21 protein-coding genes are annotated in these 23099 nt (G+C 61.7%); 18 read left to right on the top strand and 3 right to left on the bottom strand.

Going from position 1 to position 23099, the window contains the following annotated elements; genetic code table 11:
• Nucleotides 1–123 precede the first annotated feature (123 nt).
• From FHY55_RS12725 to FHY55_RS12705, 5 genes are all read left to right on the top strand, one after another.
• Nucleotides 124–741 carry a response regulator transcription factor gene (locus FHY55_RS12725; protein ID WP_140014554.1) on the top strand — a complete coding sequence of 206 codons (618 nt, stop codon included), beginning with the start codon at nucleotides 124–126 and terminating at the stop codon, nucleotides 739–741.
• An 86-nt stretch (nucleotides 742–827) separates the two neighbouring features.
• Complete coding sequence (locus FHY55_RS12720; RefSeq protein ID WP_140014553.1) at nucleotides 828–1235, top strand: GFA family protein; 408 nt, start codon at nucleotides 828–830, stop codon at nucleotides 1233–1235.
• Nucleotides 1236–1393: 158 nt separating this feature from the next.
• Entirely contained in the window at nucleotides 1394–2845 is a 1452-nt protein-coding gene (locus FHY55_RS12715) for a hypothetical protein (protein ID WP_140014552.1), read from the top strand.
• Nucleotides 2842–4104, top strand: a complete 1263-nt coding sequence (locus FHY55_RS12710) for an O-antigen ligase (RefSeq protein WP_140014551.1) — start codon at nucleotides 2842–2844, stop codon at nucleotides 4102–4104. The genes FHY55_RS12715 and FHY55_RS12710 overlap by 4 nt, the downstream gene beginning before the upstream one ends.
• 617 nt (nucleotides 4105–4721) lie before the next feature.
• Nucleotides 4722–5771, top strand: coding sequence for a PleD family two-component system response regulator (locus FHY55_RS12705; protein ID WP_210410481.1), 1050 nt, complete (start codon nucleotides 4722–4724; stop codon nucleotides 5769–5771).
• Here the strand turns inward: FHY55_RS12705 and FHY55_RS12700 are convergent, their stop codons facing one another.
• Both FHY55_RS12700 and FHY55_RS12695 read right to left on the bottom strand, forming a co-directional pair.
• On the bottom strand, nucleotides 5772–6137 hold the full coding sequence (locus FHY55_RS12700) for a response regulator (protein WP_254695299.1): 366 nt from the start codon (nucleotides 6135–6137) through the stop codon (nucleotides 5772–5774).
• A gap of 132 nt (nucleotides 6138–6269) precedes the next feature.
• Nucleotides 6270–6863: an acyl-homoserine-lactone synthase gene (locus tag FHY55_RS12695; RefSeq protein ID WP_140014548.1), complete on the bottom strand. Its 594-nt coding sequence runs from the start codon at nucleotides 6861–6863 to the stop codon at nucleotides 6270–6272.
• A gap of 333 nt (nucleotides 6864–7196) precedes the next feature.
• Here FHY55_RS12695 and FHY55_RS12690 point away from each other — a divergent pair, with 333 nt between their 5' ends.
• The 6 genes from FHY55_RS12690 (at nucleotide 7197) to FHY55_RS12665 (ending at nucleotide 15213) form a co-directional block, all read left to right on the top strand.
• The gene (locus tag FHY55_RS12690; RefSeq protein WP_168222998.1) at nucleotides 7197–8648 is read left to right on the top strand and encodes a cell wall metabolism sensor histidine kinase WalK; all 1452 of its coding nucleotides are present in this window, start codon (nucleotides 7197–7199) and stop codon (nucleotides 8646–8648) included.
• Between the two features lie 132 nt (nucleotides 8649–8780).
• On the top strand, nucleotides 8781–9725 hold the full coding sequence (locus FHY55_RS12685) for a two-component system response regulator (RefSeq protein WP_140014546.1): 945 nt from the start codon (nucleotides 8781–8783) through the stop codon (nucleotides 9723–9725).
• Nucleotides 9726–9811: 86 nt separating this feature from the next.
• Complete coding sequence (locus FHY55_RS12680) at nucleotides 9812–10072, top strand: Hpt domain-containing protein (protein ID WP_168222997.1); 261 nt, start codon at nucleotides 9812–9814, stop codon at nucleotides 10070–10072.
• Between the two features lie 211 nt (nucleotides 10073–10283).
• Entirely contained in the window at nucleotides 10284–11882 is a 1599-nt protein-coding gene (locus FHY55_RS12675; RefSeq protein WP_140014544.1) for an ATP-binding protein, read from the top strand.
• A gap of 246 nt (nucleotides 11883–12128) precedes the next feature.
• Nucleotides 12129–13094 carry a response regulator gene (locus tag FHY55_RS12670; protein WP_140014543.1) on the top strand — a complete coding sequence of 322 codons (966 nt, stop codon included), beginning with the start codon at nucleotides 12129–12131 and terminating at the stop codon, nucleotides 13092–13094.
• Nucleotides 13095–13413: 319 nt separating this feature from the next.
• Complete coding sequence (locus FHY55_RS12665; protein WP_254695298.1) at nucleotides 13414–15213, top strand: histidine kinase N-terminal 7TM domain-containing protein; 1800 nt, start codon at nucleotides 13414–13416, stop codon at nucleotides 15211–15213.
• Nucleotides 15214–15347: 134 nt separating this feature from the next.
• Here FHY55_RS12665 and FHY55_RS12660 read toward each other — a convergent pair whose 3' ends face one another.
• Nucleotides 15348–16178 (bottom strand): helix-turn-helix domain-containing protein, encoded by an 831-nt coding sequence (locus FHY55_RS12660; protein ID WP_140014541.1) that lies wholly within the window; start codon nucleotides 16176–16178, stop codon nucleotides 15348–15350.
• 170 nt (nucleotides 16179–16348) lie between these two features.
• On the opposite strand from FHY55_RS12660, the gene FHY55_RS12655 reads away from it, so the two are divergent.
• From FHY55_RS12655 to FHY55_RS12625, 7 genes are all read left to right on the top strand, one after another.
• Complete coding sequence (locus FHY55_RS12655) at nucleotides 16349–17104, top strand: ABC transporter permease (RefSeq protein WP_140014540.1); 756 nt, start codon at nucleotides 16349–16351, stop codon at nucleotides 17102–17104.
• A gap of 44 nt (nucleotides 17105–17148) precedes the next feature.
• Nucleotides 17149–17970: an ABC transporter ATP-binding protein gene (locus FHY55_RS12650; RefSeq protein ID WP_168222996.1), complete on the top strand. Its 822-nt coding sequence runs from the start codon at nucleotides 17149–17151 to the stop codon at nucleotides 17968–17970.
• Nucleotides 17967–18725 (top strand): ABC transporter permease, encoded by a 759-nt coding sequence (locus FHY55_RS12645; RefSeq protein WP_140014538.1) that lies wholly within the window; start codon nucleotides 17967–17969, stop codon nucleotides 18723–18725. Before FHY55_RS12650 ends, FHY55_RS12645 begins: the two co-directional genes overlap by 4 nt.
• A gap of 40 nt (nucleotides 18726–18765) precedes the next feature.
• Nucleotides 18766–19725, top strand: a complete 960-nt coding sequence (locus tag FHY55_RS12640; protein WP_140014537.1) for an ABC transporter substrate-binding protein — start codon at nucleotides 18766–18768, stop codon at nucleotides 19723–19725.
• 41 nt (nucleotides 19726–19766) lie between these two features.
• Complete coding sequence (locus FHY55_RS12635) at nucleotides 19767–21242, top strand: hypothetical protein (protein WP_140014536.1); 1476 nt, start codon at nucleotides 19767–19769, stop codon at nucleotides 21240–21242.
• A 24-nt stretch (nucleotides 21243–21266) separates the two neighbouring features.
• A complete protein-coding gene (locus tag FHY55_RS12630) occupies nucleotides 21267–21584 on the top strand; it encodes a 2Fe-2S iron-sulfur cluster-binding protein (protein ID WP_140014535.1) in 318 nt (105 codons plus the stop codon).
• Between the two features lie 183 nt (nucleotides 21585–21767).
• On the top strand, nucleotides 21768–23087 hold the full coding sequence (locus FHY55_RS12625; RefSeq protein ID WP_140014534.1) for a Rieske 2Fe-2S domain-containing protein: 1320 nt from the start codon (nucleotides 21768–21770) through the stop codon (nucleotides 23085–23087).
• Nucleotides 23088–23099: the final 12 nt, after the last annotated feature.

Below are 23099 nucleotides of genomic sequence, written 5' to 3'. Positions count from 1 at the left end.
CCAGCGGCGCGGAAACCTATCCGAAGGAGATAGCGGCTGGCCGAATTCTCCGTGCCTTTCGGTCCGCCAGCTGGTTAGATAGGAGTGAAAGCGTTCTGCCAGTGCGGAATCCGGGAGCCTTTGATGCGCGTTCTGATTGCCGATGACCATGATCTTCTGCGCGATACCCTTGTGATGTTCTTGCAGAGCCAGGGCGACATCGAAACCGAAACCGCGCCGGACCTGCCCGCTGCCCACAAGCTGATCGAGGGGGCCGACACGCCCTTCGACCTGGTGCTGCTCGATCTGAACATGCCGGGGATGAACGGGCTCGACGGGCTGAAGGCGACGCTAGCGGTCGGTTCAGGTCAGCGGGTGGCGCTGCTTTCGGGCGAGGCCACCAAGGAAATCGCCGAAAAGGCGCTTGAGGCGGGGGCGGCGGGCTTTGTGCCCAAGACCCTGCCGGCCAAGTCGATGATCAACGCCGTCAAGTTCATGGCGATGGGAGAACAATACGCCCCCATCGACTTCATGACCGCCGCCGACGACGCCTCTACGCATCCGATGGCCGAAAAGCTCACCCCGCGCGAGATGCAGGTGCTGAAGGGGCTGACCGAGGGCAAATCCAACAAGGAAATCGCCCGCGACCTCGACATCACCGAACCCACGATCAAGCTGCATATGAAAACGCTCTACAGAAAGTTGGGGGCCTCCAACCGCACGCAGGCGGCGCTGATGGCGCGGGAGGCGGGGCTGTTTTGATGGGGCCGTGGGGGATGCGCGGGCAGGCCGCCCGTCAATCCATATCTTACGGGCGGCTTGATGGTTGAGTTTTGATGGATATCCCGATGACCGACCCCGCAATTGGGCAGTGCCTGTGTGGCGATGTGACGTTCTCCATATCCGGCGCTTTCGAAGCCTTCTTTCTTTGCCATTGCTCGCGCTGCCGCAAGGATACCGGGTCAGCCCATTCGGCAAACCTGTTCTTCTCGACGGCCAGGATCACCTGGCTGTCGGGCGAGGCAAATGTCAGGAGCTTCCGGCTTTCCGGGTCGCGACACGCAAAATGCTTCTGCACCAGGTGCGGGTCCGCGCTGCCCTTTGAAGATGCAGACGATGGCATGGTTGTTGTGCCGGCAGGGTCACTCGATGGCCTGATCGGAATGAAGCCCAACGCGCACATCTGCTTCGCCGATCGCGCGGATTGGGACGACGACCTTGCCGCCCTCGAGAAGATCGACGGGCTCCCCGGTTGAACCTTGATCCGGCGGCGCGCTCACCCAGACCGCAGGCACGGCCCCGCAACCTACCCCATCGGATAGCCTCCACCCCCTGATACCCCACGGGCCTCCCCACCCGCGCAGCGGCGGTGCCCGGCCCCTCCCTCTATGGTCCGCCGTGAAGGAGAAGCCTGATGACCCTGCAAGACACGTTTCACGCCACCAGACCGGCCCGCAAGCGCCGCCTTACCGGCAAGCGCATTCTCTTGGGTGGGCGGATCGGAGATCTCGGGCGGTTTCCGCGCTATCTTGCCTTCGCCCTGATGGGTGGGGCGCTGATTTGGGCGCCGATCACGGGCTATTTGAAGACCGCGCCGCTCACCTTCAAATCCACGGCCTCGCTGATCCTCCCCGGCTCGGGTGCCTCGGCCTCCATGAACCTCAACGGGATCGGGCAGGCCTCCTCTTATGCCAACTCCGCCTTCGCCAGCAACGCGGTCAGCCCGACCGAGACCTACAAGCGCCTGATCGGGGCCGACCGGATCGTGGATGCCGCCGCGGGCGCGATGGGGATGAACCGCCGCGAGTTCGGCGCCCCGCGGATCAACCTCGTTGACCAGACCAGCCTGATCCACGTCGAGATGGCCGGCGGCAGCCCGGAAACAGCGCAGGCGCGCGGCGATGCGCTGATCGCAGCCTTCTTCGCTGAGATCGACGCGCTGCGCGCCGACGAGATGGCCACGCGCGAAGACAGCGGCCTTGCCGCGATCTCCGAATATCGAAGCTCGGTGGCCGCGACCCGGGAGGACATCGCCGCGCTGCAAGACGAAACCGGTCTGATTTCGCCCGGCCAATATGACGCGATGGTAGAGGAAACCCGCCAATTGCAGAGCCGGGTGCGTGACGTGGAGGCCACGTTGAGCGAGAAGATCCAGAGCGTGACCGCGCTCGAAGCCACGCTGGGTGTGCCCGCAAGCGCCGCCGCGGCAACGCTGAAGCTCTACGCCGATGCCGAGTTCACCGCGCTCACCGAAGAGGCCGCCACCCATGCAGCGGCGCTGGCCGAGGCACGCTCGGCCTACGGCGAGGGTCACCCCAAGGTGCAAGTGGCCCGTGCGGCCCATGCCTCGGCGCGGGGAGCGATTCTTGCCCGTGCGATTACTGTGACCGAGCTGGGCGAGGCCGATCTGGCCGCTCTCGACCTCGCGCCCGACGGCGCCCGCGCCGAGCTGCTGGCTCAGCTGGTGCGGATGGAGGCGGAGCGCGCGGGCGTGGCCCGGCAGCACGAGACGCTCTCGGCCCGGCTCGAGGGCGAGCTGGCCGAGCAGAAGCGGCTGGCCGCCCCCGCAGCCCGGTTGCAGGACCTGCAGCGCGACTTCACCGTGGCCGAGGCGGTCTTTGCAAGCGCCATCGCCAAGGCTCAGTCGACCAAGTCTGACGTTTATGCCTCCTACCCGCTGGTGCAGGTGCTGGAGAACCCTTCGCTGCCCGAGACCCCCTCATCCCCCAACCGCAAGCTGGCTCTGGCCGCAGGGGTGGCGGCGACCTTCATGATGCTGCTGGGCCTGCTGCTGGGCTGGATGCGCGGGGCCCTGATCGGCCGCCTGCTGGCGCGGCCCGAACCCGGCCCGGATGCGCGCGCATGACCGGGCTCACCGGCCCCGAGCGGATGGTCTACAAGACGCTTGTTTGGACCTGGCCGTTCTACGCGGTGGGTGCGCTCTATGTGGTCGGGCCGGTGCTGGCATGGCTGCTCGGCGGGCTGGCAGCGCTGGCGCTCTATCTCGGGCCGGCAATGCGTGCCGACTTGCGCCCGACCGGGCCGGTGCCCGCCCTTGTCTGGGCGTGGTTCACCGGCATGGCGGTCATGCTGGTGGCGCTCTGGATTGGCCACCTCGACTGGGGCCTCGGCCTGAAGCAAACGATCAAGAGCTCCATCGGCTGGGCCAAAGGCTGGGCGTTGCTGGCGCTGTTTCCGCTGGCCGGGGCGGTGCTGCAAATTCGCCGCGAGGTTCTGATCCGGGGCCAATGCGTGGTCGGGCTCTGGACCCTCGCGCTCGCGCCGGTGCTGCTGGCCGCCCCCTACATCGGCCTGCCCGAGCGCATCTTCACCTCGCCGCTCAAGGCCATCGGCGGGCCGGGACCGGAGTATTTCAGCGTGTACTTCTTCACATGGGATCCGGCGAGTTGGACCCCGCGTTGGCAGTTCTATGCGCCTTGGTCACCCTTCGCAGCGCTGCTCGGGGTTATCATGGTGCTCTTCGCGCTCGAAGAGAAAGACCGGCGGTGGATGGCGGCGGGCGTGGCGGCGGGGGTGCTGATGATCCTCGCCTCCAAGTCCCGCATGGGGCTGGTGGGGCTGGTGGCCTGCACCGTGGCCCCGCGGATGCTGCCACTGATCCTGCGCGGCTGGGCGTGGCAGGTCACGGCGGCGCTGACCGCTTCGCTGGCAGTCGTCGGCACCACCCTGATGACGCTGGCGGCCGATGCCGTCTCGGCCTTCAAAGGCGCGCGGGCCGACAGCACGCGGGTGCGCGAAACCCTCCAGCGTATCGCCCGCGAACGCTGGGAGAACGAGGCTCCCTGGTTTGGCCACGGCACCGTGCATCCCGGCTCGCACGCGGTGGAATACATGCCGATCGGCAGCCACCACACGTGGTTCGGGCTGCTCTTCGTGAAGGGGCTGGTCGGGTTCTTCGCGCTGCTGGTGCCGCTTGCGTGGCACGTGGGTTTCGCGCTCATCGACGCCGCGCGCCATCCGCGCGGGAGGCTGCCGCTTGGTATCCTGATGACGATGGTGCTGCTCTCGTTTGGCGAGAACATCGAGATCGAAGCCTATATGCTTTGGCCGGGCCTCGTGCTGCTCGGGGTGCACCTACGCGAAGTCATCAACGCCCGCGCTTAGTTTCGCTAAATGATTGCCCTGGCAGCGTGCGTTTAACTCTTGGCACTGCTAGCGGCTTTGCGCTGTCGGTGTGTCGTGCATGCGAGATACATGACGCTGGCCGAGGCACGAATGCAGGCAAAATCGAAATGGGGATGATGCCGCTCTTGATCAATTCCGCTACCTGTCGCGTTTCAATCGGCTGAGCGTCGAACCGTGACCCTCCCAAACGACAATGACGGCTTAAGGTCGAGAGAAGGTTCGACGTCAGGCCCATATCCTCCGCCATTTCCCCTTGAGAAACGTTTCTCCCCATCCAGTCGCGGCCGGATTTTCTCGTTTTTCGTCGGCTTTGCTGAACGGCCGAGCGCCGGTAGTCTCAAGACCTCATGACCGCACCAATCTGGTGACCTGATCCTGTGCCAAACCTGGGGGCCCCCACGGGTGTATCGCTCGGGCTGGCGCCTTGGATGTGCGCAACCTCCGCCTTCCCCTACGCAACCCGCCGAGAAAGGGCTCAATCCAGCCAGACTTATGACAGATTCTTCATACAACTTTTGCGTTAGTGAACCCCAGCCGCAACGCGCAATGGGGGATTTTTCATTTCAGAGGGCTTGCTGGGGATAAGGATGGACGAGATGAGGGAGCAAGATTTGCGGATACTTGCAGTCGACGATGACGAGACCTTCTTGCAGCTGCTGCGGACTGTCCTCGCCGAAGCCGGCTATCAAGATCTGGACACTGCGCTCCACGCGCAAGACGCAATGCAAAAGATCACAGAGGCCAAGCAGCCCTTCGACTGCGTTTTGCTCGATATCGCTATGCCCGGTATCGACGGTATTGAGCTGTGCGGCAAGGTCCGGGCTCTGCCGGATTATCGCATAACGCCGATCCTCATGCTCACGGCCAAGCTTGATGACGCTTCGATCGAACGGGCTTTCGATGCGGGCGCCTCGGACTATGTGACCAAGCCGATCCGCGGCCTCGAGCTGGGGGCCCGCATACGCACAGCCCGTCTACTGGCCGAGCAAATGCGACGGTCGGTTGGCCTCGAGCGATCCGCCGCGCAGCTCGCGTCCCGGCTGGAAACGCTGGCGCGCAGGTCGCTCGATGAGGGGTTCACCATCCAAGGCGTGGCAGCCTGCATGCCCGATCGCGATCTTGAGCAAATGCTTGAGCTTTTGCCCAAGACGACTGTCGCCACCGAGGTCTTCGCCCTGCGCATCGAGGGTATTCAGGACATCTATCGCAATAGCACCGCCGAACAGTTCAACGCGCTGCTGACCGAAGTTGCAGGCAACATCTCCGCAAAACTGGCCTCCAGTCAGCACTTCATCTCCTACGTCGGAAGCGGTGTTTTCGGCTGCGTGGTGCTGGGCAATGGCCGGCGCAATCTGGAGGTCGACGTGACCAGGCTGGAGTTCTGGAACCTGAAGACCGACGTCTTCGGCAATGGGCCGCAGAACATCCGCGTGACCATGAGCCGAACGCGCCGGCCCAAGGTGGAGCCGGGCAAGGTATGCGTGCAGACCCTGCGCACCGCCATTGCGCGCGCCACCGAAGAGCGCCTGATGCGTCGCCTGCAACTGGAAATCGATCAGACCAAGCGGCGCGATGGCATCATCGTTCCACGCCGACCGCGCCTGGGGGGCACCCGGCGCCCGAGGCCAACGCCGCCCGAAGCCTGATCAGGCCTCGTTTGCGCTCTGTTGCCAGATCTCGACCACTTCCGACGCTAGCGTGAGCGGGTCGAAGGGCTTTGCAATGACACGCTGCGTGCCGAGTTGCATCAAGTGCTCTACGTCGTCAGAATGTGCCTTCGCCGTCATGAAGATGACCGGGACATCAGCGAGACCGTCGAGTTGGCGCAACCCGGCGAGAGTTTCTTCTCCCGTGATGTCGGGCATCATGACATCCAGCAGAAGGATATCGGGGGAAAATTCCTGCGCGACTTCCAGAGCCTCTAGCCCACTGGAACATTGAAGAACCTCGAGTTCACCCACCACTGCCAGAGCAATCTGTGTAATTGCGCGAATGTCGTCGTCATCGTCCACATGAAGTACGCGCGGGCGGGCCGTTGCAGGATCAGTCATCCAGTCAATATTTCCGTAGTTTTTGAAGCACCTTCCTAGTCACACACTAAACCTTTGGTGGAACGATAGCATAGATATGACCGAGCGGTAAGCTCAGTTGACCTCAGGTGAATGGGGGGGCGGGGCCATGCTGACGTTGAACATTGCGGCCTGCGAGCGATCACCATCGAGCTCGAAGCGTGGCCCCATGGGCACGGCCTCCATGCCGATCCTCTTCAGCCAGCGCTGGAAGACCGCCGGAACGATTCCGATAACGCTGTGGGCACCTTCCGCACGGGCCGCCTCTGCCATCTTCAACATGAGCAGGCGCTGCACCTCGGCGCGTCGTTGCGCAGGCACCGTATCGAGCAGGAACAGGCGAGTGGCCTCCCAGATCTGGTCTGACACTGGCGCCTCCTCGAAAAGCGGATCGAGTGGGAGCCCCTTGAGCAGCCCCAGTTGCGCATCGCGGATCATGTAAGAATGTAGCCCGCACTGTGCCGTGGTGGGAGCGATGCGTATGCCGGCCAGTACCTCGCCATCCTCGTGAACGGCGATCCACCGTGCCTCGGGGGTGTCGTATTGATCAAACTCCATGCCCCGGGTTTCGGAGAGTTGCCAACCCTTCGACACGATGAAGACCTGTCGCCGTGCCTTGAGGTAGTTCACGATCAGATTGCCATGCAGATGCATCGTTTCGACCGACATGGATGTAGCCTGAAGACCGCCAGCCAAGGGCAACCTCGGCCCGCTCTGCGCTCGCGGCTGCGGCTTTACGGTGCGCTCTAGCGCGAAATGTTTCACAACTCCCGGTGTCACGAGCTCAGGGAAGACCCTCTGAGCTTTGGTCAGGTCATGACCGTGTGAATGATGCATTTTTTCCCCAGCATTTCGTAGACAGCCCACGAACCACTATTCGTATTGTTGTATGCTGGCGCCATATTTTTGCCACGTCATCCCCGTACTCTGCCTATGAGTGTGTCGGAAAGGCACCGTTCAAGCGCAGGTAATGACCCCTGCGCCGAGGTTCGGAGAGGCAGGTTGACGAAAGAAGCCAAACGAGAAGGGCTGGGACTCGGAGCGCGAAAGAACGTGGTCCGGGCCAAGCAAATGAAGGATTATGCCGAGGTCGGACGAAAGCTCGTTTGGCAGCGGCAGATAATTTTTGCGGCTGCCCTTGGACTGGCAGGCTATTACTACAGCATCGCGCTCGCTCTGATGACCGGCGCCCTTATCATTTTGTCGGAGATCTACGACTTCACGGTCTTCAAGCGCATCCTCGTGTGGGACGGGCGCGACGCAGCCGTGGCACGACGCCTCCTAAACCAGCTTTATGTTGGAACGGTGCTCAGCGCCTCGGTCATAGTCTTCTATTCTATCGCGATCGCCTTGGCGCAAGGGCCGGGAACGCACTTCATGTCGCTGTTCTTCCTGTTCGCTGCAGCGCTCTTCGCGGCCATGAACAACCACCACATCCTGCCCATCCTCGTTGTCCGGATCGGCATGTACGGGGCGACGTTCCTCTTCATTCCGATCTATGACATCTGGGTCACGGGTGCGACGATTCAGTCGGAGCTTTGGGCGCATCTCTTCACCAGCCTCTTCGTGCTGTATTTCGTGATCGATTGCTCGCGGATCTACCTGTCATTCTACCAACGCAGCCTTGAGCAGATGGAAGCTCTGACGGTCGAAAACAACAAAGCCCAGCAGGGCTACGAGGCAAAGAGCGAGTTCATCTCGACGATGAGCCACGAACTTCGCACGCCTCTGACGTCGATCAAGGGGTCTATCGACCTCACCCACGCCGGACACTTGGGCCCGATCAGCGAAAAGGCTGAACAAGTGATGGGCATCGCCAAGCGCAACTGCACCCGATTGATCGAGCTGATTGATGAAATTCTCGACCTTCAGAAGATCGAGGCGGGACGCATGCCCTTCAATATGAAACGGTTCGACCTGCGAGATTTGGTGGAGCAGTCCGTTGCTGCCAACGCTCCCTTTGCTGCACGCTTGGGCGTGCGGCTCACCTGCGAGGCGGAAGCCGATCATCTGCCGGTGGTGGGAGACTCGGCGCGTATCGAGCAGGTGCTTACCAATATCGTGTCCAACGCGGCCAAGTTCTCTCCTGAGGGCAGCCAGGTTCGCGTGCGTCTGACGGTCGAGGAGGGGCGGGCGCGGGTGTCGGTGATCGACGTAGGCCCCGGCCTTGCCGACCATGACCGCGAGCGCGTGTTCGACAAATTCAGCCAAGTCGACTCGTCCGACACCCGCAAAATCGGTGGCACGGGTCTCGGCATGAACATTTCAAAGCAGATAATGCAGGCTCACAACGGCTCCATCGACTATCGAAAGAATGAAGGCGCCGGTACGACCTTCTACTTCGATCTGGACCTCGCCGATGACGATGAGGAGGGGAAGCCTGCAAGGTTGGACCCTTCGGCAGAAGCGGCAGAAGCCGACGACCTTGTTACGAAATGCGTCGCCGCCAGCTGACCAATCCTGCGCTCGTGCGGCAAGCTCCAGACGTCTTGAGAAAAACTTCAAAAAACTGCTCGCAACTTATGGGCGATCCAAATTTCGCCTCAATCGCCTCCTAGGGTACACTTGATTAGAAGGAGAAGATTGATGAAAATCCTCGCAGTAGACGACGATCCTATCTTCCGGGCGGCGTTCGAGGCCGTCCTCCAGCATAATAATATCGATGATTTCGCGATGGCCGCATCGGGGCCGGAGGCCCTGAGGCTGGTGAGCCAGCAGGCGGCACCCTTCGACTGCATCTTTGTGGACATCCAGATGCCCGAGATGAACGGTATTGAGCTCACCGGGATTCTGCGTGCGATGGACCCGGAAGGCCTTTCCCAGATCGTCATGGTCACCGGCATGTCCGGTCGCCAGTACATCGACGATGCCTTCATGGCGGGCGCGGTGGACTACATTACCAAGCCGCTCGACAACCTCGAATTCAAGACTCGCCTCGCGTCGATCCGGCGCGTGCACGAAAGCCGCCTTCGGGCTTCCGCGATCAAGGATCAGCTGGAAGAGGTGACCTCCCACCAGCACCAACTCGACTTCGAAGACGCCGAAACACCGCCTGATGTAAAAGGGCTGATCTCCTTCACCGCGTTGCGCAACTACCTGAAGGCCGTCGGGCGTCCGCGTTACTCGATCAGCCAGCGCATCGGCCTGAGTGTCGAGAACGCCGCAAACATTTACGTGCGCACAAATGATGAGGAGTTCCTCGACATCATGGCCGATGTTGCTGAGGTGATTGTGGATACGATGAAATCTCAAAACCTGCTCGTGGCCTATGCCGGCTCGGGTGAGTTCATGGCGGTAACCTCGGCAATCCACCTTGCTTCGCAAGAGCAACTGGAAAACCAGATCAACACCGCGCTCGAGGCCTACCAGGAAACCTATCTCATCAACTGCGCCCCCGTCGTAAGGGTAGGCAAGCCCACACGCGGTTCCTTCTTTTCCCGGCGGACGATTGATGAGAGCATTGAGGAAACCCTGAGTTCCGCGCGCGCCCGTCCGGCCATGCAGGGATTCGCCAGAAAAAGGTTCGCCTGATGAGCAGCACGTACCGGTCGCACAGACCGTCAGAATCGGCCCAGAACGACTTCGCCCAAATGCTCGCGCCTGTCCGGATGGCCTTCTTGAGCTCTCTGCCCGAGCATATCGAAGCCTTCGAGAATTACTGCGCCCTCGAAGCCCAAGCGGCACGGCTAGAGGTTGCCGATGGCTTGGCACGCCGCGCGCACCGGATCTTCGGTGTTGCTGAAACGCTCAGCTTTCCCAAACTGGGGCAAACAGCGCTGAAGCTTGAGGTCGAGATATCAAATGACAGCACCGGCACAGATCTTTCGCATCTTGCTGGCGAACTCGTGTCGGAAATGTATCAAGCCCTCAATTCCTGACTATCCGAAGTCCGTTCAGATAAAGCGGCAGCCCGGGCGGCATTTGTGCGGGTGCATACGCGACTGGCTCTGAAAGCCCTGCATTTTGCAGTTCGCCTGTCACGCTGGCACCACTCTGGCTCCGTGATTTCAACCGTAAGATGAAAGAGTTATTGACAGGTTCGCGCCGAATTCCGCAGCTTGTTGCAATGGTATAGGGGGAGGAGGTTTTGTGCTGAACCGAGTTGAGAAAATACCCGAAGATCGGGCCTGCGATATCGAGCGGCACAACCTTGCGCTTCGTCAGCTGTTCTTTCTGTCGCTCGATCCGGACATCGAGTTTGAAACCAAGGTCTTCAAGCTGCTGGGGATCGGCTGCGCGGCATTCGGGCTTCCACTCGGAATCGTCAGCCGGGTCGAGGGCGATACCTATACGATCGACCAAGTGAGAGGCCCCGACTGGGCGCCTACAGCGGGCACCGAATTTCGCCTGGCGGAGACCTACTGCTCTCACACCTTCTCGTCCGACGGCGTGCGTCACTTCCACCATGCCGGTCAGTCGGAGATCGCGGAGCACCCCTGTTACATTTCCTTTGAACTCGAAAGCTACATTGGAGTGCCGATACGAGTAGGCGGTGATCGGGTTGGAACGCTCAACTTCTCTGGGCCCGATGCCCGGTCACCCTTTACGCCGCAGGAGGCCGAGTTCGTCGATCTCCTTGGCCGCTGGCTGGGGCAGGAGGCGCTGAAGGACCGCAGGGCGAGGGAACTTGCCGACAAGACAATGGTGCTCGATGCCATTGTCGATACCGTGCCTGACGCGATCCTGACCGTCGACGAAGAGCGCCGCATCACCCGGGTCAACCGCGCAGCCGTAAGCACCTTTGGCCGCTCGCGGGAAGAGATGCTCGGCCAAACAACTGCGATGCTCTACACTGACCCGGAGTCGTACAGGAAGCAGGGCGAAACCATTTATCGCGAGGCGCGGCGCGCCGGCACTGACCGCCTCGAAATGATAGCCCGGCGCAAGTCGGGTGAGAATTTCAACGCAGAGATCTTCATCGCCCCTCTCAATGAGGAGGGTGGTCAGCGGCTTGGTGTGCTGGGTGTCATCCGCGATATAACGCAGCAAAAGGCTGTAGAGGCAGCGCGCGAAGAGCTTATTTCCACTGTCTCGCACGAGCTGCGCCAGCCAACCACCTCGGCCCAAGCTGCTGTTCAATTGCTACAGGCCGAAAAGCACAATCTATCCCCCGCTCTGCAACCCACGCTCGACATCGCCGCGCGGAACCTGAAGCGTGTGGAACGGCTCGTGCGGGATATTCTGGACTTCGAGCGCCTCAGTACCGGGCGGGGCAAACCAAACCTTCGCCTGGTCGACCTTACGACGCTCTTGGCACAAGCGCGGGACGATATTCAGCCCTTCGCGGCGCAATATGGCGTGGAAGTGAGCGTGGTGCCCGGCGCGGCCGGGCAGTGCGAAATCCAAGGCGACGAGATACGGTTGGTTCAAGTGCTCAACAATCTGTTGTCAAACGCGATCAAGGCCTCGGAGCACGGGAGCCGTGTCGAAATCGGTCTAACCGAAACGCAGCCCGGGTTCTGGGTGCGCGACCACGGCTCCGGCATACCCGCAGAGCTGCAATCCCGCCTATATGAAAGATTCACCCGAGCGCCGGAAAGTTACGCCAGCGGCCATTCCGGCTCCGGCCTCGGCCTTGGCATCGCAAGGATGATCCTTGAGCACCACGACGCGACCATCGCCTTCGAAACTGCGCCCGGCGTGGGGACAACTTTCACAGTGAACTTTCCTGAAAACCTCGACGCGTAGCTCTCGCCGATGCGGTGTGGGTTTCCATTTAGCAGCCCGCGCTCGCGAGCCGCTTTTTGACCGAGGCATGCACCTCGGCTTTTGGCGCCTCCGGAGGCCAACCGTGCTGCTACCCTCCGGCCCTTGGAGTGTTTCCAGTTAGGAAAAGGTGAATGCCTAAACTCAGCCACAAGTTGTATTTACTGTGGCCTCATTCCCCAAATAGTCTAGCTGCAAAACAGGGACCGCAATAGGGTAGAGCAGCGCATGAAAATTTTGGCAGTCGATGATGAGCAAGTGGTTCTCGATCTTCTGACGGTCATGGTGCGGAAGGTCGGGTTCTCCGACATCACCACCGTGTCATCCGGCGCGAGCGCGTTGGAAACCATAGCAAACGCGCCAAGCACCTTCGACTGTGTATTGCTCGATATCAGCATGCCCGACTTGGACGGCATCGAGCTCTGTGCGCTCATTCGAACCATTCCGACCTATCACAAGATCCCGATCATCATGCTCACGGCCAGGTCCGCCGAGGAGTACATCGACCGTTCGTTCAGGGCCAAGGCTACGGACTACTTGAACAAGCCGTTAGACATTGTGCAATTGGCCAACCGGCTCCAGAAGGCGCAAGAGATGATCGAGGGGCTGCCGAAGCGCTCCTTGGCTTTGGCCCGCGACACAAAAGATGATGGCGCGGAAGAGGTCAGTCTCGAGCGGGAAGTTTCCATCGACGGCGTCGAGGATATCGTCACCTTCACCGCGCTGCAAAACTACCTCACCCAGTTGTCCCACGTGGGCATCGCCGGATCGCAGGTGGTGGCCGTCAAGGTTGAGCCGATCGAGAGCATCTTCAGCAGAGCGTCTCGAGAAGAATTTCTCTACGTTCTCTCCGAGGTCGCCGATGCCATCTCAAGAGCCTTCGCATCTGACCGGCACTTGATGGCCTATACCGGCAACGGAACCTTCGTAGTGGTGTCCAACAAGGTCGAAATGGAATCCTCGATACCGCTGGAAGCCGAGATTCAGGCCATGATTGAGGAGAGGCAGATTGAATACGACAACGGCCAGCCGATTGATATAGATGTCTCCATCGGCAACCCAATCCGCCCAAGTTTGCACCGGACCCAGCGCGTGAAGCACACCTTCGAGCGCGCCATTGCCCGCGCTGAGAGCCGGGGGCAGAAAAAACGCGGCTCCGTTCAGCCACAGCGGTTTCGCGTGGTCAACTCCTAGCGGCACTACCGCTGGCGAGATGCCCAGAGCAGTGTGACAGGACCATCATTGGAGGCCCGGTTTTTGCGGGGGCCGAGCGGCGCTCGCTGCGGTGCCGCGCCGGTAAGGGCACCGCCTAATCCGCAGGGCACAGCTGTAAACTGCGCAAGGCAGAGTTCCAGCACAGAGCAACCCGCCCGCCCGCTCATTGCGGCATCTTCGCAACCCAAATTTTGGGCACAAAGCGCCAGCGCCGGTACCTACATGGTGAGAAAGACAATCCACCGCCGAACTTTCACCACATCCTGATGCGAGTGTTTGACGTAACGACAACTTTCGTTTGGGGCGGGCCAGGATGACATGTTTGGAAGGACTGCTTGCGGACCCGATCTTTCTGGGGACAGGCGGGGTCAGTTTGATCGCACTCCTTGCGATGATCCGCATGCTGAGGGTGCCGCACTTCAATGGTCAGGCGTTCTTGGCGCTCACATTCGTCGGCGTCGCTTGGGCCCTTGCGATGGTGGGCCTTGAGGCCGCATCGACTGGCGTTTCCTGCCAGATGACCTGGGCAACCCTCGCTTGGCTTGGAAATGCGCTGGTACCTGTCGCTTGGTGCTTCTTCGTATTCGCCTACCTCAATGAGGCTGGTGGGTTTGCCAAGAGTCGCCTGCGCATCCTGATTGCCGTGGTGCCGGCTGTGGTCTTTGCCGTGGCTGCCACCAACCCCTGGCACCATCTGGTTTACGGCGAAGAGACGGCCATTCCCGCTGGCCAGGACACCATACGATACAGCCATGGGCCCGCCTTCTTTGCGATTATCGCCAGCCTTTATGTGTTCGTGATGGCGGGGCTGGTGTGCATCGCGCGGGCCTTTACCCGGGCGAGGCGAACGGCGTGGCCGCTTCTCGCTGTGTTGGCGCTTGTCACCATAACCCCTCTGCTGACCAATGCGGCCTATGTTGGCCTTGGGCTGACCGTGTTCGGGCTGGACCCGACGGCCTTCATGTTCACCCTCGGCATTCTGGTCTTCACCTGGATGCTGATGACCAGCAAGACGATGGACATGGCCAATGTCGGCCAATCGGTTCTCTTCGACAAGATGAGCGAACCGGTCGCGCTGATCGACCGCCGAGGGGCCGTGGTGCTCATGAACTCGGAGGCAAAGCGCCGGGATATGAACGAGCTGAAGAGCGCTGTACAGGCCATCATGCGTGCCAAAGACGGATCGGACCCGGTCAGGGAAAGCTCGCCGCATCTCACCATTGGTCAGCGGGTCTACGAACCGCGCATTCAGGAGATTGAAAATCCTCTAGACCCGCTGGGCAACGTTCTCGGCTGGAGCATCACCTTTGTCGACATCACCGATCGCCTCGCGATCAACTCGGCACTGGAACAAGCGCTGAAACGTGCAGATGACGCCAACCGGGCGAAGGACGAGTTTATCTCCTTCGTGAGCCATGAGATGCGCACGCCTCTCACCTCACTGAGAGGAGGGCTGACGCTGGCGCTGAGCGGTCACCTCGGCGACTTGAGCCCGCCTCTCAAGGCTCCGCTTACCATCGCTCACCGCAACTGTGTCCGTCTTGCGCGGCTTGTCGACAACATCCTTCTGGCGCAAAAGCTCGAGATCGGAGCGCTATCGCTGGAAGAGGATGTGGTCGACCTTGAGAGCCTTCTCGACGAGAGTTTCCAAGAAAACTCGATGTTCGCAAAAGAGCGCGATGTGCAGCTTTCGAAGGGCAGTATCGAGACGGCCACGCTTATCAAAGGCGATGCCTTCGCCGTTCGCCAGATAATCGACAACCTTGTTTCTAACGCCATCAAGTTCTCGCATCAGGGCGGCATTGTGGAAGGCCGTCTGGAAGCGGCAGATGGGCAAGTGCGGCTTTCGATCAGGGATCACGGCAGGGGCATCCCGTCGGGTCTTGAAAGCAAGGTGTTCGGCCGGTTCGACCAAGTCCCCGGCAAGGGCCCCGGCATGACGCAGGGCTCTGGTCTCGGGCTGCACATCTCAAGGCAATTGGCTGCGAAAATGGCAGGCAACATAACCTACGAAAGCAGCCCCGGCGCGGGCACGACCTTTTTCATCGAGTTTCCGCAAGTAGAGCCGCAAAGGAAGGCGCCTGCCCGTTGCGCTTGATGTGTCTGGCCTTTGCTCCCGCGAAACCGCCCGCCCGATCCGGCCGTAGCCGCGTGGGTTTGGGTGCGAAGCCGAGTGAGGCACGCGTCTTCCCGCTCACCCTCCACACAGCCTCTATCAATGCCGGGCGAGTGTCAGCTCGGTCCCGATGTGGGTTGGTGCGCCTCAGAGAGGGTTTTTGCCCTTGCCGATTCCATGACGTGTGACGCCTCGCGCGCGGTGGCGTGCACCGTGGCGAGGTGTTTGGCTGCAAAGGTTTCGGCATCCATATAGGTGGCCGTCCAGGCAACGCTGAGGCAGGCGGCGACGGTGCCGTCTTGGTAGACCGGCACGGCAATCGCGCGCATGCTGCCTGCATAGGTGGTGTTCTGAGCGCTGTAGCCGACTGACCGTGTGGCGTATCCAAGGCTCCGGACCTCCTCGACGATGGCCTCAACCTTCTCTCGATCTCGTGCCAAGGCGTCGTACGGGTCCGTTGAGCGGGAGAGGCGGCCCAGAAGAGCGGTGCGGTCATCCTTGCCGATAAAGCTCAGATAGGCGCGGCCGACGGCGGACTGGAGCAGATGCACCTGATAGCCGGAGGTGATCAGGTCGACGGGATACTGCGACTGCCGCCGTGTTGTTTCGCAGAGGGTCATCTTGTCTCCGTCAAGAACAGCCACGTCGACGGGCCAACCGATCTGGTCGGTCAGGTCGCTCAGGCTGGGGCCGATTGTGTCGGCAACCAGCGTGAGCCAGGCGATGTTGCGGTTGTTCCCGGGGCTCAACGTGTTCACTCGGTAAAGCCCGTCATCAAGCCAGCGGCGGATGAAGCCTTCGGCCTCCAGGGTTGCAAGAAGCCTCAGGATTGCGGGGCGAGAGAATCCGGTGGCGTGGTGCAGATCGGCGAGCGAAACGGCGCCGCGCTGATTGATCAACGTGAGGACGCGGAGGCCGCGTGACAGGGATTGAATGGTTTCTGGCATCTTCTGACCTGCCAATGCTTGATTTGAGGGCGATAGGGAAAGCCCCAGCGACAATACCTTTCCGCAGAGCGGAAAGGTAGGTGCAGACTGTGGCTTGGTTTCAAGTTGGGCGACAACCTGACTTTCAGAACAGCTACTCCCGGCCACAGCGCCATGCAAAGGACTGACGGATGAAGAATCTCGGACACAGGATTTGGGGCTACCTGCTCGTCGCAGCTCTCCTCGTGCTGTGGGAAGTCTCCGCGCGCCTCATCGTTCCGGGCAGCACGACATGGCCACCGTTCACCACCGTCCTGTCGAGCCTTGTCACCGGCCTCCTTGGCGGCGAGTTGCTCTATGTTGTCGGCTCCAGCCTGTTCCGGATGGGGAGTGGCTTTGTCATCGGCAGCACGCTCGGCGTTGTGCTCGGCCTCGCCATGGGCCTCTCCACGCCGCTGCGCCAGATGCTGGGCAGCCTTGTCGAGATCATGCGCCCGATTCCGGCTGCCGCGATCATTCCGCCGCTGATCTTCATCCTCGGCATTGATGATGCGCTGAAGGTTTTTGTCGTCAGCCTCGCGGTGTTCTTTCCGGTCGTCATCAACACCCTGTCGGGCACGCTGAACGTGGAAACCACCTACCTCGACGTTGCCCGAACCTTTGGCGTCAACCGGTTGCGCACGGTGCGGCGCGTGGTGCTGCCCGCGGTGATGCCCTACGTCTTTGCCGGCATGCGCACGAGCCTCGCCATTGCGCTCATCACCACCGTCGTGGCCGAGATGATCGCGGGCTCGGGGGGCATCGGCTATTACATCATCAATATGCAATACGCGATGCGCCCGGGCGATATGTACGCCGCCGTCATCGTGCTCTCTCTTCTTGGATACACGCTCAACCAGCTGTTCCGCCTTTGGGAACGCAACACGCTTGCCTGGTCGAGAAAATGACCTCCGAAGCCAAGCCAAACACCTCTCAGCAACGGACCGATGACATGATCAGCGATACCCCAAAAACAGGCCAGACCGTCGGTGGCGCGGCCATGCTCTCGGCGCGGGGCGTGAGCAAGACCTACGGCGTGAGAGAGGATGTTCCGGCCATCGGCTCGGTGGACCTAGAGGTGCGGCGCGGCGAGTTTCTTTCCATCGTCGGCCCCTCGGGGTGCGGCAAGTCGACCTTGCTCAAAATCCTGGCTGGCCTGCTGCCGGCCAGTGCGGGGGAGGTCACGCTCAATGGCCACGCTGTAGACGGCCCGCCCGACGAGCTTGTCTATCTCTTTCAGCAGTATTCAAAGTCGCTCCTGCCGTGGCTGACGGTTGGCGAAAATGTCGCCTTCGGCTTCGAACACCGGATCAAGATGTCTGCGGCGGACAAGCGGGCACTCTGCATCGACTATCTTGCCAAGGTCGGCCTTGAGAACGTGGCCGACAAGCATCCGGCAGAGCTTTCGGGCGGGATGCAGCAGCGTGTGGCCATCGCGCGTGCCTTGGCTGCCCAGCCCGAAATCCTGCTGCTGGATGAGCCGTTTTCTTCGGTGGATGCGCTCACCCGGCTTGAGCTGCATGACCTCATCCTTGACCTCTGGGCCGAAAGCGAGCTGACCATCGTGCTCGTCACCCATGACGTTGAAGAGGCGGTTTATCTCTCCGACAGGATCGCCGTGCTCAGCAAGCGCCCCTCCACCGTGGCGGACCTGATCGAAACCGAGCTGCCGCGCCCGCGCGACCCGGTGAAAACCCAAGCCTCCGAGCGGTTTCAGGATCTGCGGGCGCAGCTCCTCGGGCAGCTGCTCGACGGGCGGGAGTTTCACCGGTGAAGAAGTTCGATTTTCTCCTCGGGCCGGGCTTCATCCTCGCGCTTCTTGCGGCGCTGGAGCTTGCGTGCCGCAGCGGTCTCATCAGCCCCTTCATGGTGCCTGCTCCAACCGTGGTGCTGGCGGCGCTGGCTCAAATGGTGGCCAACGGGCAGGTGCTTTCGCCGCTTGGCTACACGATCTACCTCCTGCTGAGCGGCTTTGCGCTCGCGGTGGTGTCGGGCATCGGCTTTGGCCTCGCGATGGGCGTCAGCAACCGGCTGTTCTACCTCTTCGAGCCGCTGGTCGAGATGCTCCGGCCCATTCCCAAGCCTGCGCTGCTGCCCCCCTTGATGCTCTTTCTGGGCTTTGGCGCAGAGATGAAGATATTCGTGATCTGGCTTTCGGCCTTCTTCCCGATCCTGATCAACACCATCGAAGGCGTGCGCAGCACCGATCCGGTGCTCCTGCAAACCGCCCAAACCTTCAAGATCGGGCGGACCAAGCAGATCTTTCGCATCGTGCTGCCCAACGCCGCCCCGATGATCCTTGCCGGGGCCAAGGTGGGGCTGGGGCTGGCGCTGGTGCTTGCCGTGCTGGCCGAGATGCTCGCCTCATCCGGCGGGCTCGGCGCCCAGATCATCGACATGCAGCGCTCGTTCAAGCTGCCGGAAATGTACGCGTGGATCATCGTTGTTTCGATCCTTGGTATCGGACAGACGGCCGTCTTCCGCCTGTTCGAAAGGCGCTACGCCTTCTGGGTTCGGTCGCGCCAGTGAAAGACTCTCGCCAACTCACGTAGCTCAAAGAGGAACCACAATGACAATCAGAAATGCCATTAGCGCTGGCGTCCTGGCCGCAGCGACCGCCCTTCCTGTGTCTGCTCAGGAAACGTCGGACCTTCGGATCACCCTCGTGCCGATCTTCGATACCATCCCCTTCCACGCCGCTCAGGCCGAGGGCTATTTCGCCGAAGAGGGGCTGACGCTGGATGGCACGCCATCGCAGGGCGGCGCGCGCGGTGTGCCTGCCGTGATGTCGGGCTCGGTGCAGATCGTCTTTACCAACATCGTGTCGATCCTTCAGGCCAAGGCACAGGGTCTGCCGCTCAAGATCATCGCCCCCGCGCAGCAAACCATGGCGGTGGAGCCTGACAATGCGGGCCTGATGGTGGGCGCAGGCTCTGGCATCAAGACCGGGGCCGATCTGGAAGGCAAGCGCGTTGCCGTGAACACCCGCAACAACATCATCTGGCTCTACGCCCGCCACTGGATCGATTCCAACGGCGGCGACTCCGAGAAGGTGACCTTTGTCGAGGTGCCCTTCCCGCAGATGCCCGATGCGCTCCTGAACGGGCAGGTCGATGCAGCCTTTGTCAGCCAGCCTTTCCTTGGCCGCCTGATGCAGGACGATGGCGCCGAGGTGCTGGGCTGGCCCTACGGGTTTGAGGGCAAGCGCACCGCAACCTCCTTCTACGCCGTGACCGAGCAGTTCGCCGCCGAGAACCCCGAAACCATCGCCGGCTTCACCCGGGCGCTTGAGAAGGGGATCGAGTGGACCAATGCCAACTACGACACGCCCGCGGCCATCGAGGTTGTCACCGGCTTCACCAAGATGGACCCGCAGGTGATCGACACGATCATGGATGTGCCGTGGGAATACAGCCCCGAGATCAACCGTGGCTCGGTGGAAACCACCATGAGCCTGCTGGTGAAATACGGCCTGATCGACGCCCCAATTGACCTTGACGAGGCCATCTACTCGGCACCGTCCAACTGATCCCAAGGCCCGATGGGCTGAACAGAAAAGACCTTAGTGAAATGACACAGCAGTACCGCATCGCCTTTGGCGACATCCACAACCACAACGGCCACGGCTACGGCAAGGGCAGCATCGAGCGCAGCCTCGACATTGCCCGCGAACACCTCGATTTCTTCGCGTTCACCGGCCACAGCAGCTGGCACGATCTGGATGTCGCCTCCGACGAGCGGTTTCAGCATTTCAGCAAGGGCTTCGCGCGGCTGGCAGAGACCTGGCCGCGCGTGCAAACCGCGATTGCCGAGGCCAACGAGGCCGAGGGCTTTGCCGCCTTCCTCGGTTTCGAGTGGCACTCGAACTTTTACGGCGACCAATGCGTGATCTTTACCGAGGACCACAAAGAGATGTGCTACGCCTCCGACATCGAGGGGCTGCGCGACTTTTGCCGCGAACACAACGCCTTCATCCTGCCGCACCATGTGGCCTACCCCAAGGGCGTGCGCGGGCTGAACTGGGACGAATACGACCCCGAGCTTTCGCCGGTGATCGAGATTTTCTCGATGCACGGCTGCTCGGAGAGCGACACCAGCCCTTTCCCGATGAAAATCGGCTCACCCGGCGGACGCTCAACCGACCAGACCATCCAACGCAACCTCGCTCAGGGCCTGCGGTTCGGCTTTACCGCCTCGACCGACAGCCACCGGGGCTTTCCCGGGGCCTATGGCGAAGGGCTGATGGCAGCGCTGGTGGAGGATGTCAGCCGCGATGGGGTGATCGACGCCATCCGCAACCGGCGCACCTACGCGCTGACCGGCGACAAGATCGAAGTGGCCTTCAGCGTCGACGGCGCCTTGATGGGGGCCGACATCACCGCGAGTGGTCAGGTCGAGGTGGAATTTGACGTGCAGGGGCGAGACCAGATCGACCGCGTCGAACTGGTGCTGAACAACGAAGTCGTTGGCAGCTTTGGCCCTGAGCCGGAAACCACAGGGCAGGGGGCCTCGCAGCTTCGGATGGAGTGGGGCTGGGGCCCGTGGGGCGACCTCGACAAATCCCGTGTCGTGGATTGGGCCTTTGACATCGAGTTTGAGGGCACGTCGCTCAAGCGGCACTTTCCCTGCCTCACCTCCGGGCCGTTCGATGAGGCGCGCCGTCACCGGCTGACACCTGTTGGCGACGGGCTCTCCGTCATCTCCTACAGCTCCCGGCAAGAGCCCTCGATGGGCAACCCGAACCAGGCCGTGGTGATGGAGCTGCAAGAGATTGCACCCGATGCCTCCGTCACGGTGCGCATGTCCGCGCCCGTCGATATGGTGCGCGAATTCAAGCTGGCCGATCTCATGGCCGGCTCCGCCGAGGTCCATACCGGGGGGTATCCTTCGGAGAGCTTTCAGATGCACCGGATCGTGCCGCCAGAACTTTCACGCGTCACCGGCAGGCTGGCGGTGCCAATCCCCGAGGGGCCGTCCTTCGCCTATCTCCGCGTCACGCAAAAGAACGGGCAAATGGCTTGGTCCAGCCCGGTTTTCATCAACTGATCGCCCGCCACAAAGGAGCACATCATGTCAGAGAAAATCACACTGATATTCGAGTTGCCCGATGGGGCGCAAAAGCAGGTTGAGGCCACGGTCGGCCATTCGGTCATGCAGGCCGCGGTGCTGGCCAACGTGCCCCATGTCGAGGCCGAATGTGGCGGTTCGCTCTCATGCGCCACCTGCCATGTGCGGGCGGGCGATTTGCCCGGCGGCCCGAGCGACAGCGAAGATGCGATGCTGGACATGACCGAAGCCGAGCGCAGCGACGACAGCCGCCTCTCATGCCAGATCACGGTAAGCCCCGAGATGGATGGCCACGTCTTCCAGGTTCCGCAGCCAATGTAACAGTCGACCGAAAAAACGGACCGGCGCCCCCAACAAAGGGGGCGCAGATCTTGACCGCGATATCACAGACGCCGCCTACTCGGCGCAAAGCTCCGGCCCGCAACGCGCCGCGATGCGACATCACACAAGAAACGCCCGCGCGGCCCAAGCGCCCGCCGAGGCGAGACAGACAGGAGAGACGCCATGATCAGCCAGCAACTCAACGACCAACTCACCCGCACCGGCCCGGGCACCGATGCCGGGGCAGTGATGCGCCAATACTGGCAGCCCGCCGCGCTGAGCGACGAGTTGGCCAAGAACCGGCCGGTGGTGCCGGTCAAGCTGCTGGGTGAAGACCTTGTGCTGTTTCGTGACAGCGAGGGCGAGCTGGGGCTGATCGCGCGGGGCTGTCCGCACCGCGGCGCCGATCTCTGCTACGGGCGGCTGGAAGACAACGGGCTGCGCTGCCCGTTCCACGGCTGGCACTTCGACCGGACGGGCCAATGCGTCGAGCAGCCCGGCGAGCCGGAGACCTCGCGGATGAAGGAAAACATCAAAACCACCTCCTATCCGGTGGTCGAGAAGAACGGGATCATCTTTGCCTACATGGGGCCGGGAGAGCCGCCGGAGTTTCCGAACTTCGACTGCTTCCGCGCGCCCGAGAGCCACGTCTTTGCCTTCAAGGGGCTGTGGGAGTGCAACTGGCTTCAGGCGATGGAAGTGGGGATCGACCCTGTCCACGCCTCCTTCCTCCACCGCTTCCTCCAAGATGAAGACCCGGCAGACGCCTATGGCAAGCAGTTCCGCGACAAGGCCGCCGATACCGACATCCCGATGACCAAGCTGCTGCGCGACTACCCGCGCCCGGAGATCTCGGTGGAAGAAACCGACTACGGCATGCGCATTGTCGCCCTGCGCCACCTCGACAACGGCAAGACCCACGTGCGGATCACCAACCAGATCTTCCCCGAGGCGATCTCGATCCCGATGAGCCGCGAGATGATCATCACCCAATGGCACGTGCCGATCGACGACGAGCATTGCTACTGGTACTCGATGTTCACCAGCTTCGACAAACCCGTCGACAAGGAGCTGATGCGCGAGCAGCGCCTCAAGGAACACCGCCTGCCGGACTATGCGCCGCTCAAGAACAAGCGCAACAATTACGGCTATGACCCCGAAGAGCAGAGCCGCGAGACCTATACCGGCATGGGGCTCGACATCAACGTCCATGACCAATGGGCGGTGGAAAGCCCCGGCCCGATCTTCGACCGCACCAAGGAGCACCTTGGCAAAACCGACGTGGCGATCATCAAGTATCGCCGCATGATGCGGGCGGCCATTGCCGCGATGGCGGAGGGTAAGGTTGATGAGCTTCCGATGCATGGCTCTGTCGATCCGGCACAGGTGTTCGGTCCGATCTCCAACGACACGATCGGGGATCGCGAGAACTGGAAAGAGGCCTTCACCGCCAGTGACGCCGAGCGCCGCGCGGCCTGTGCCGACTGGGATGCCAAGGTGTGAGGCGGCTTGGCG

It is taken from the genome of Oceanicola sp. D3, assembly GCF_006351965.1.
Lineage (GTDB): Bacteria > Pseudomonadota > Alphaproteobacteria > Rhodobacterales > Rhodobacteraceae > Vannielia.
The sequence above is the reverse complement of the archived record's forward strand: the minus strand, read 5'-3'. Positions and strand labels throughout refer to the sequence as shown.

Coding starts and splice junctions, on each gene's coding strand:
- FHY55_RS12660 (WP_140014541.1), bottom strand. CDS start 16,178: ATGCCAGAAACCATTCAATCCCTGTCACGCGGCCTCCGCGTCCTCACG.
- FHY55_RS12625 (WP_140014534.1), top strand. CDS start 21,768: ATGATCAGCCAGCAACTCAACGACCAACTCACCCGCACCGGCCCGGGC.
- FHY55_RS12705 (WP_210410481.1), top strand. CDS start 4,722: ATGAGGGAGCAAGATTTGCGGATACTTGCAGTCGACGATGACGAGACC.
- FHY55_RS12725 (WP_140014554.1), top strand. CDS start 124: ATGCGCGTTCTGATTGCCGATGACCATGATCTTCTGCGCGATACCCTT.
- FHY55_RS12720 (WP_140014553.1), top strand. CDS start 828: ATGACCGACCCCGCAATTGGGCAGTGCCTGTGTGGCGATGTGACGTTC.
- FHY55_RS12635 (WP_140014536.1), top strand. CDS start 19,767: ATGACACAGCAGTACCGCATCGCCTTTGGCGACATCCACAACCACAAC.
- FHY55_RS12685 (WP_140014546.1), top strand. CDS start 8,781: ATGAAAATCCTCGCAGTAGACGACGATCCTATCTTCCGGGCGGCGTTC.
- FHY55_RS12670 (WP_140014543.1), top strand. CDS start 12,129: ATGAAAATTTTGGCAGTCGATGATGAGCAAGTGGTTCTCGATCTTCTG.
- FHY55_RS12630 (WP_140014535.1), top strand. CDS start 21,267: ATGTCAGAGAAAATCACACTGATATTCGAGTTGCCCGATGGGGCGCAA.
- FHY55_RS12715 (WP_140014552.1), top strand. CDS start 1,394: ATGACCCTGCAAGACACGTTTCACGCCACCAGACCGGCCCGCAAGCGC.
- FHY55_RS12710 (WP_140014551.1), top strand. CDS start 2,842: ATGACCGGGCTCACCGGCCCCGAGCGGATGGTCTACAAGACGCTTGTT.
- FHY55_RS12650 (WP_168222996.1), top strand. CDS start 17,149: ATGATCAGCGATACCCCAAAAACAGGCCAGACCGTCGGTGGCGCGGCC.
- FHY55_RS12655 (WP_140014540.1), top strand. CDS start 16,349: ATGAAGAATCTCGGACACAGGATTTGGGGCTACCTGCTCGTCGCAGCT.
- FHY55_RS12695 (WP_140014548.1), bottom strand. CDS start 6,863: ATGTCGGTCGAAACGATGCATCTGCATGGCAATCTGATCGTGAACTAC.
- FHY55_RS12640 (WP_140014537.1), top strand. CDS start 18,766: ATGACAATCAGAAATGCCATTAGCGCTGGCGTCCTGGCCGCAGCGACC.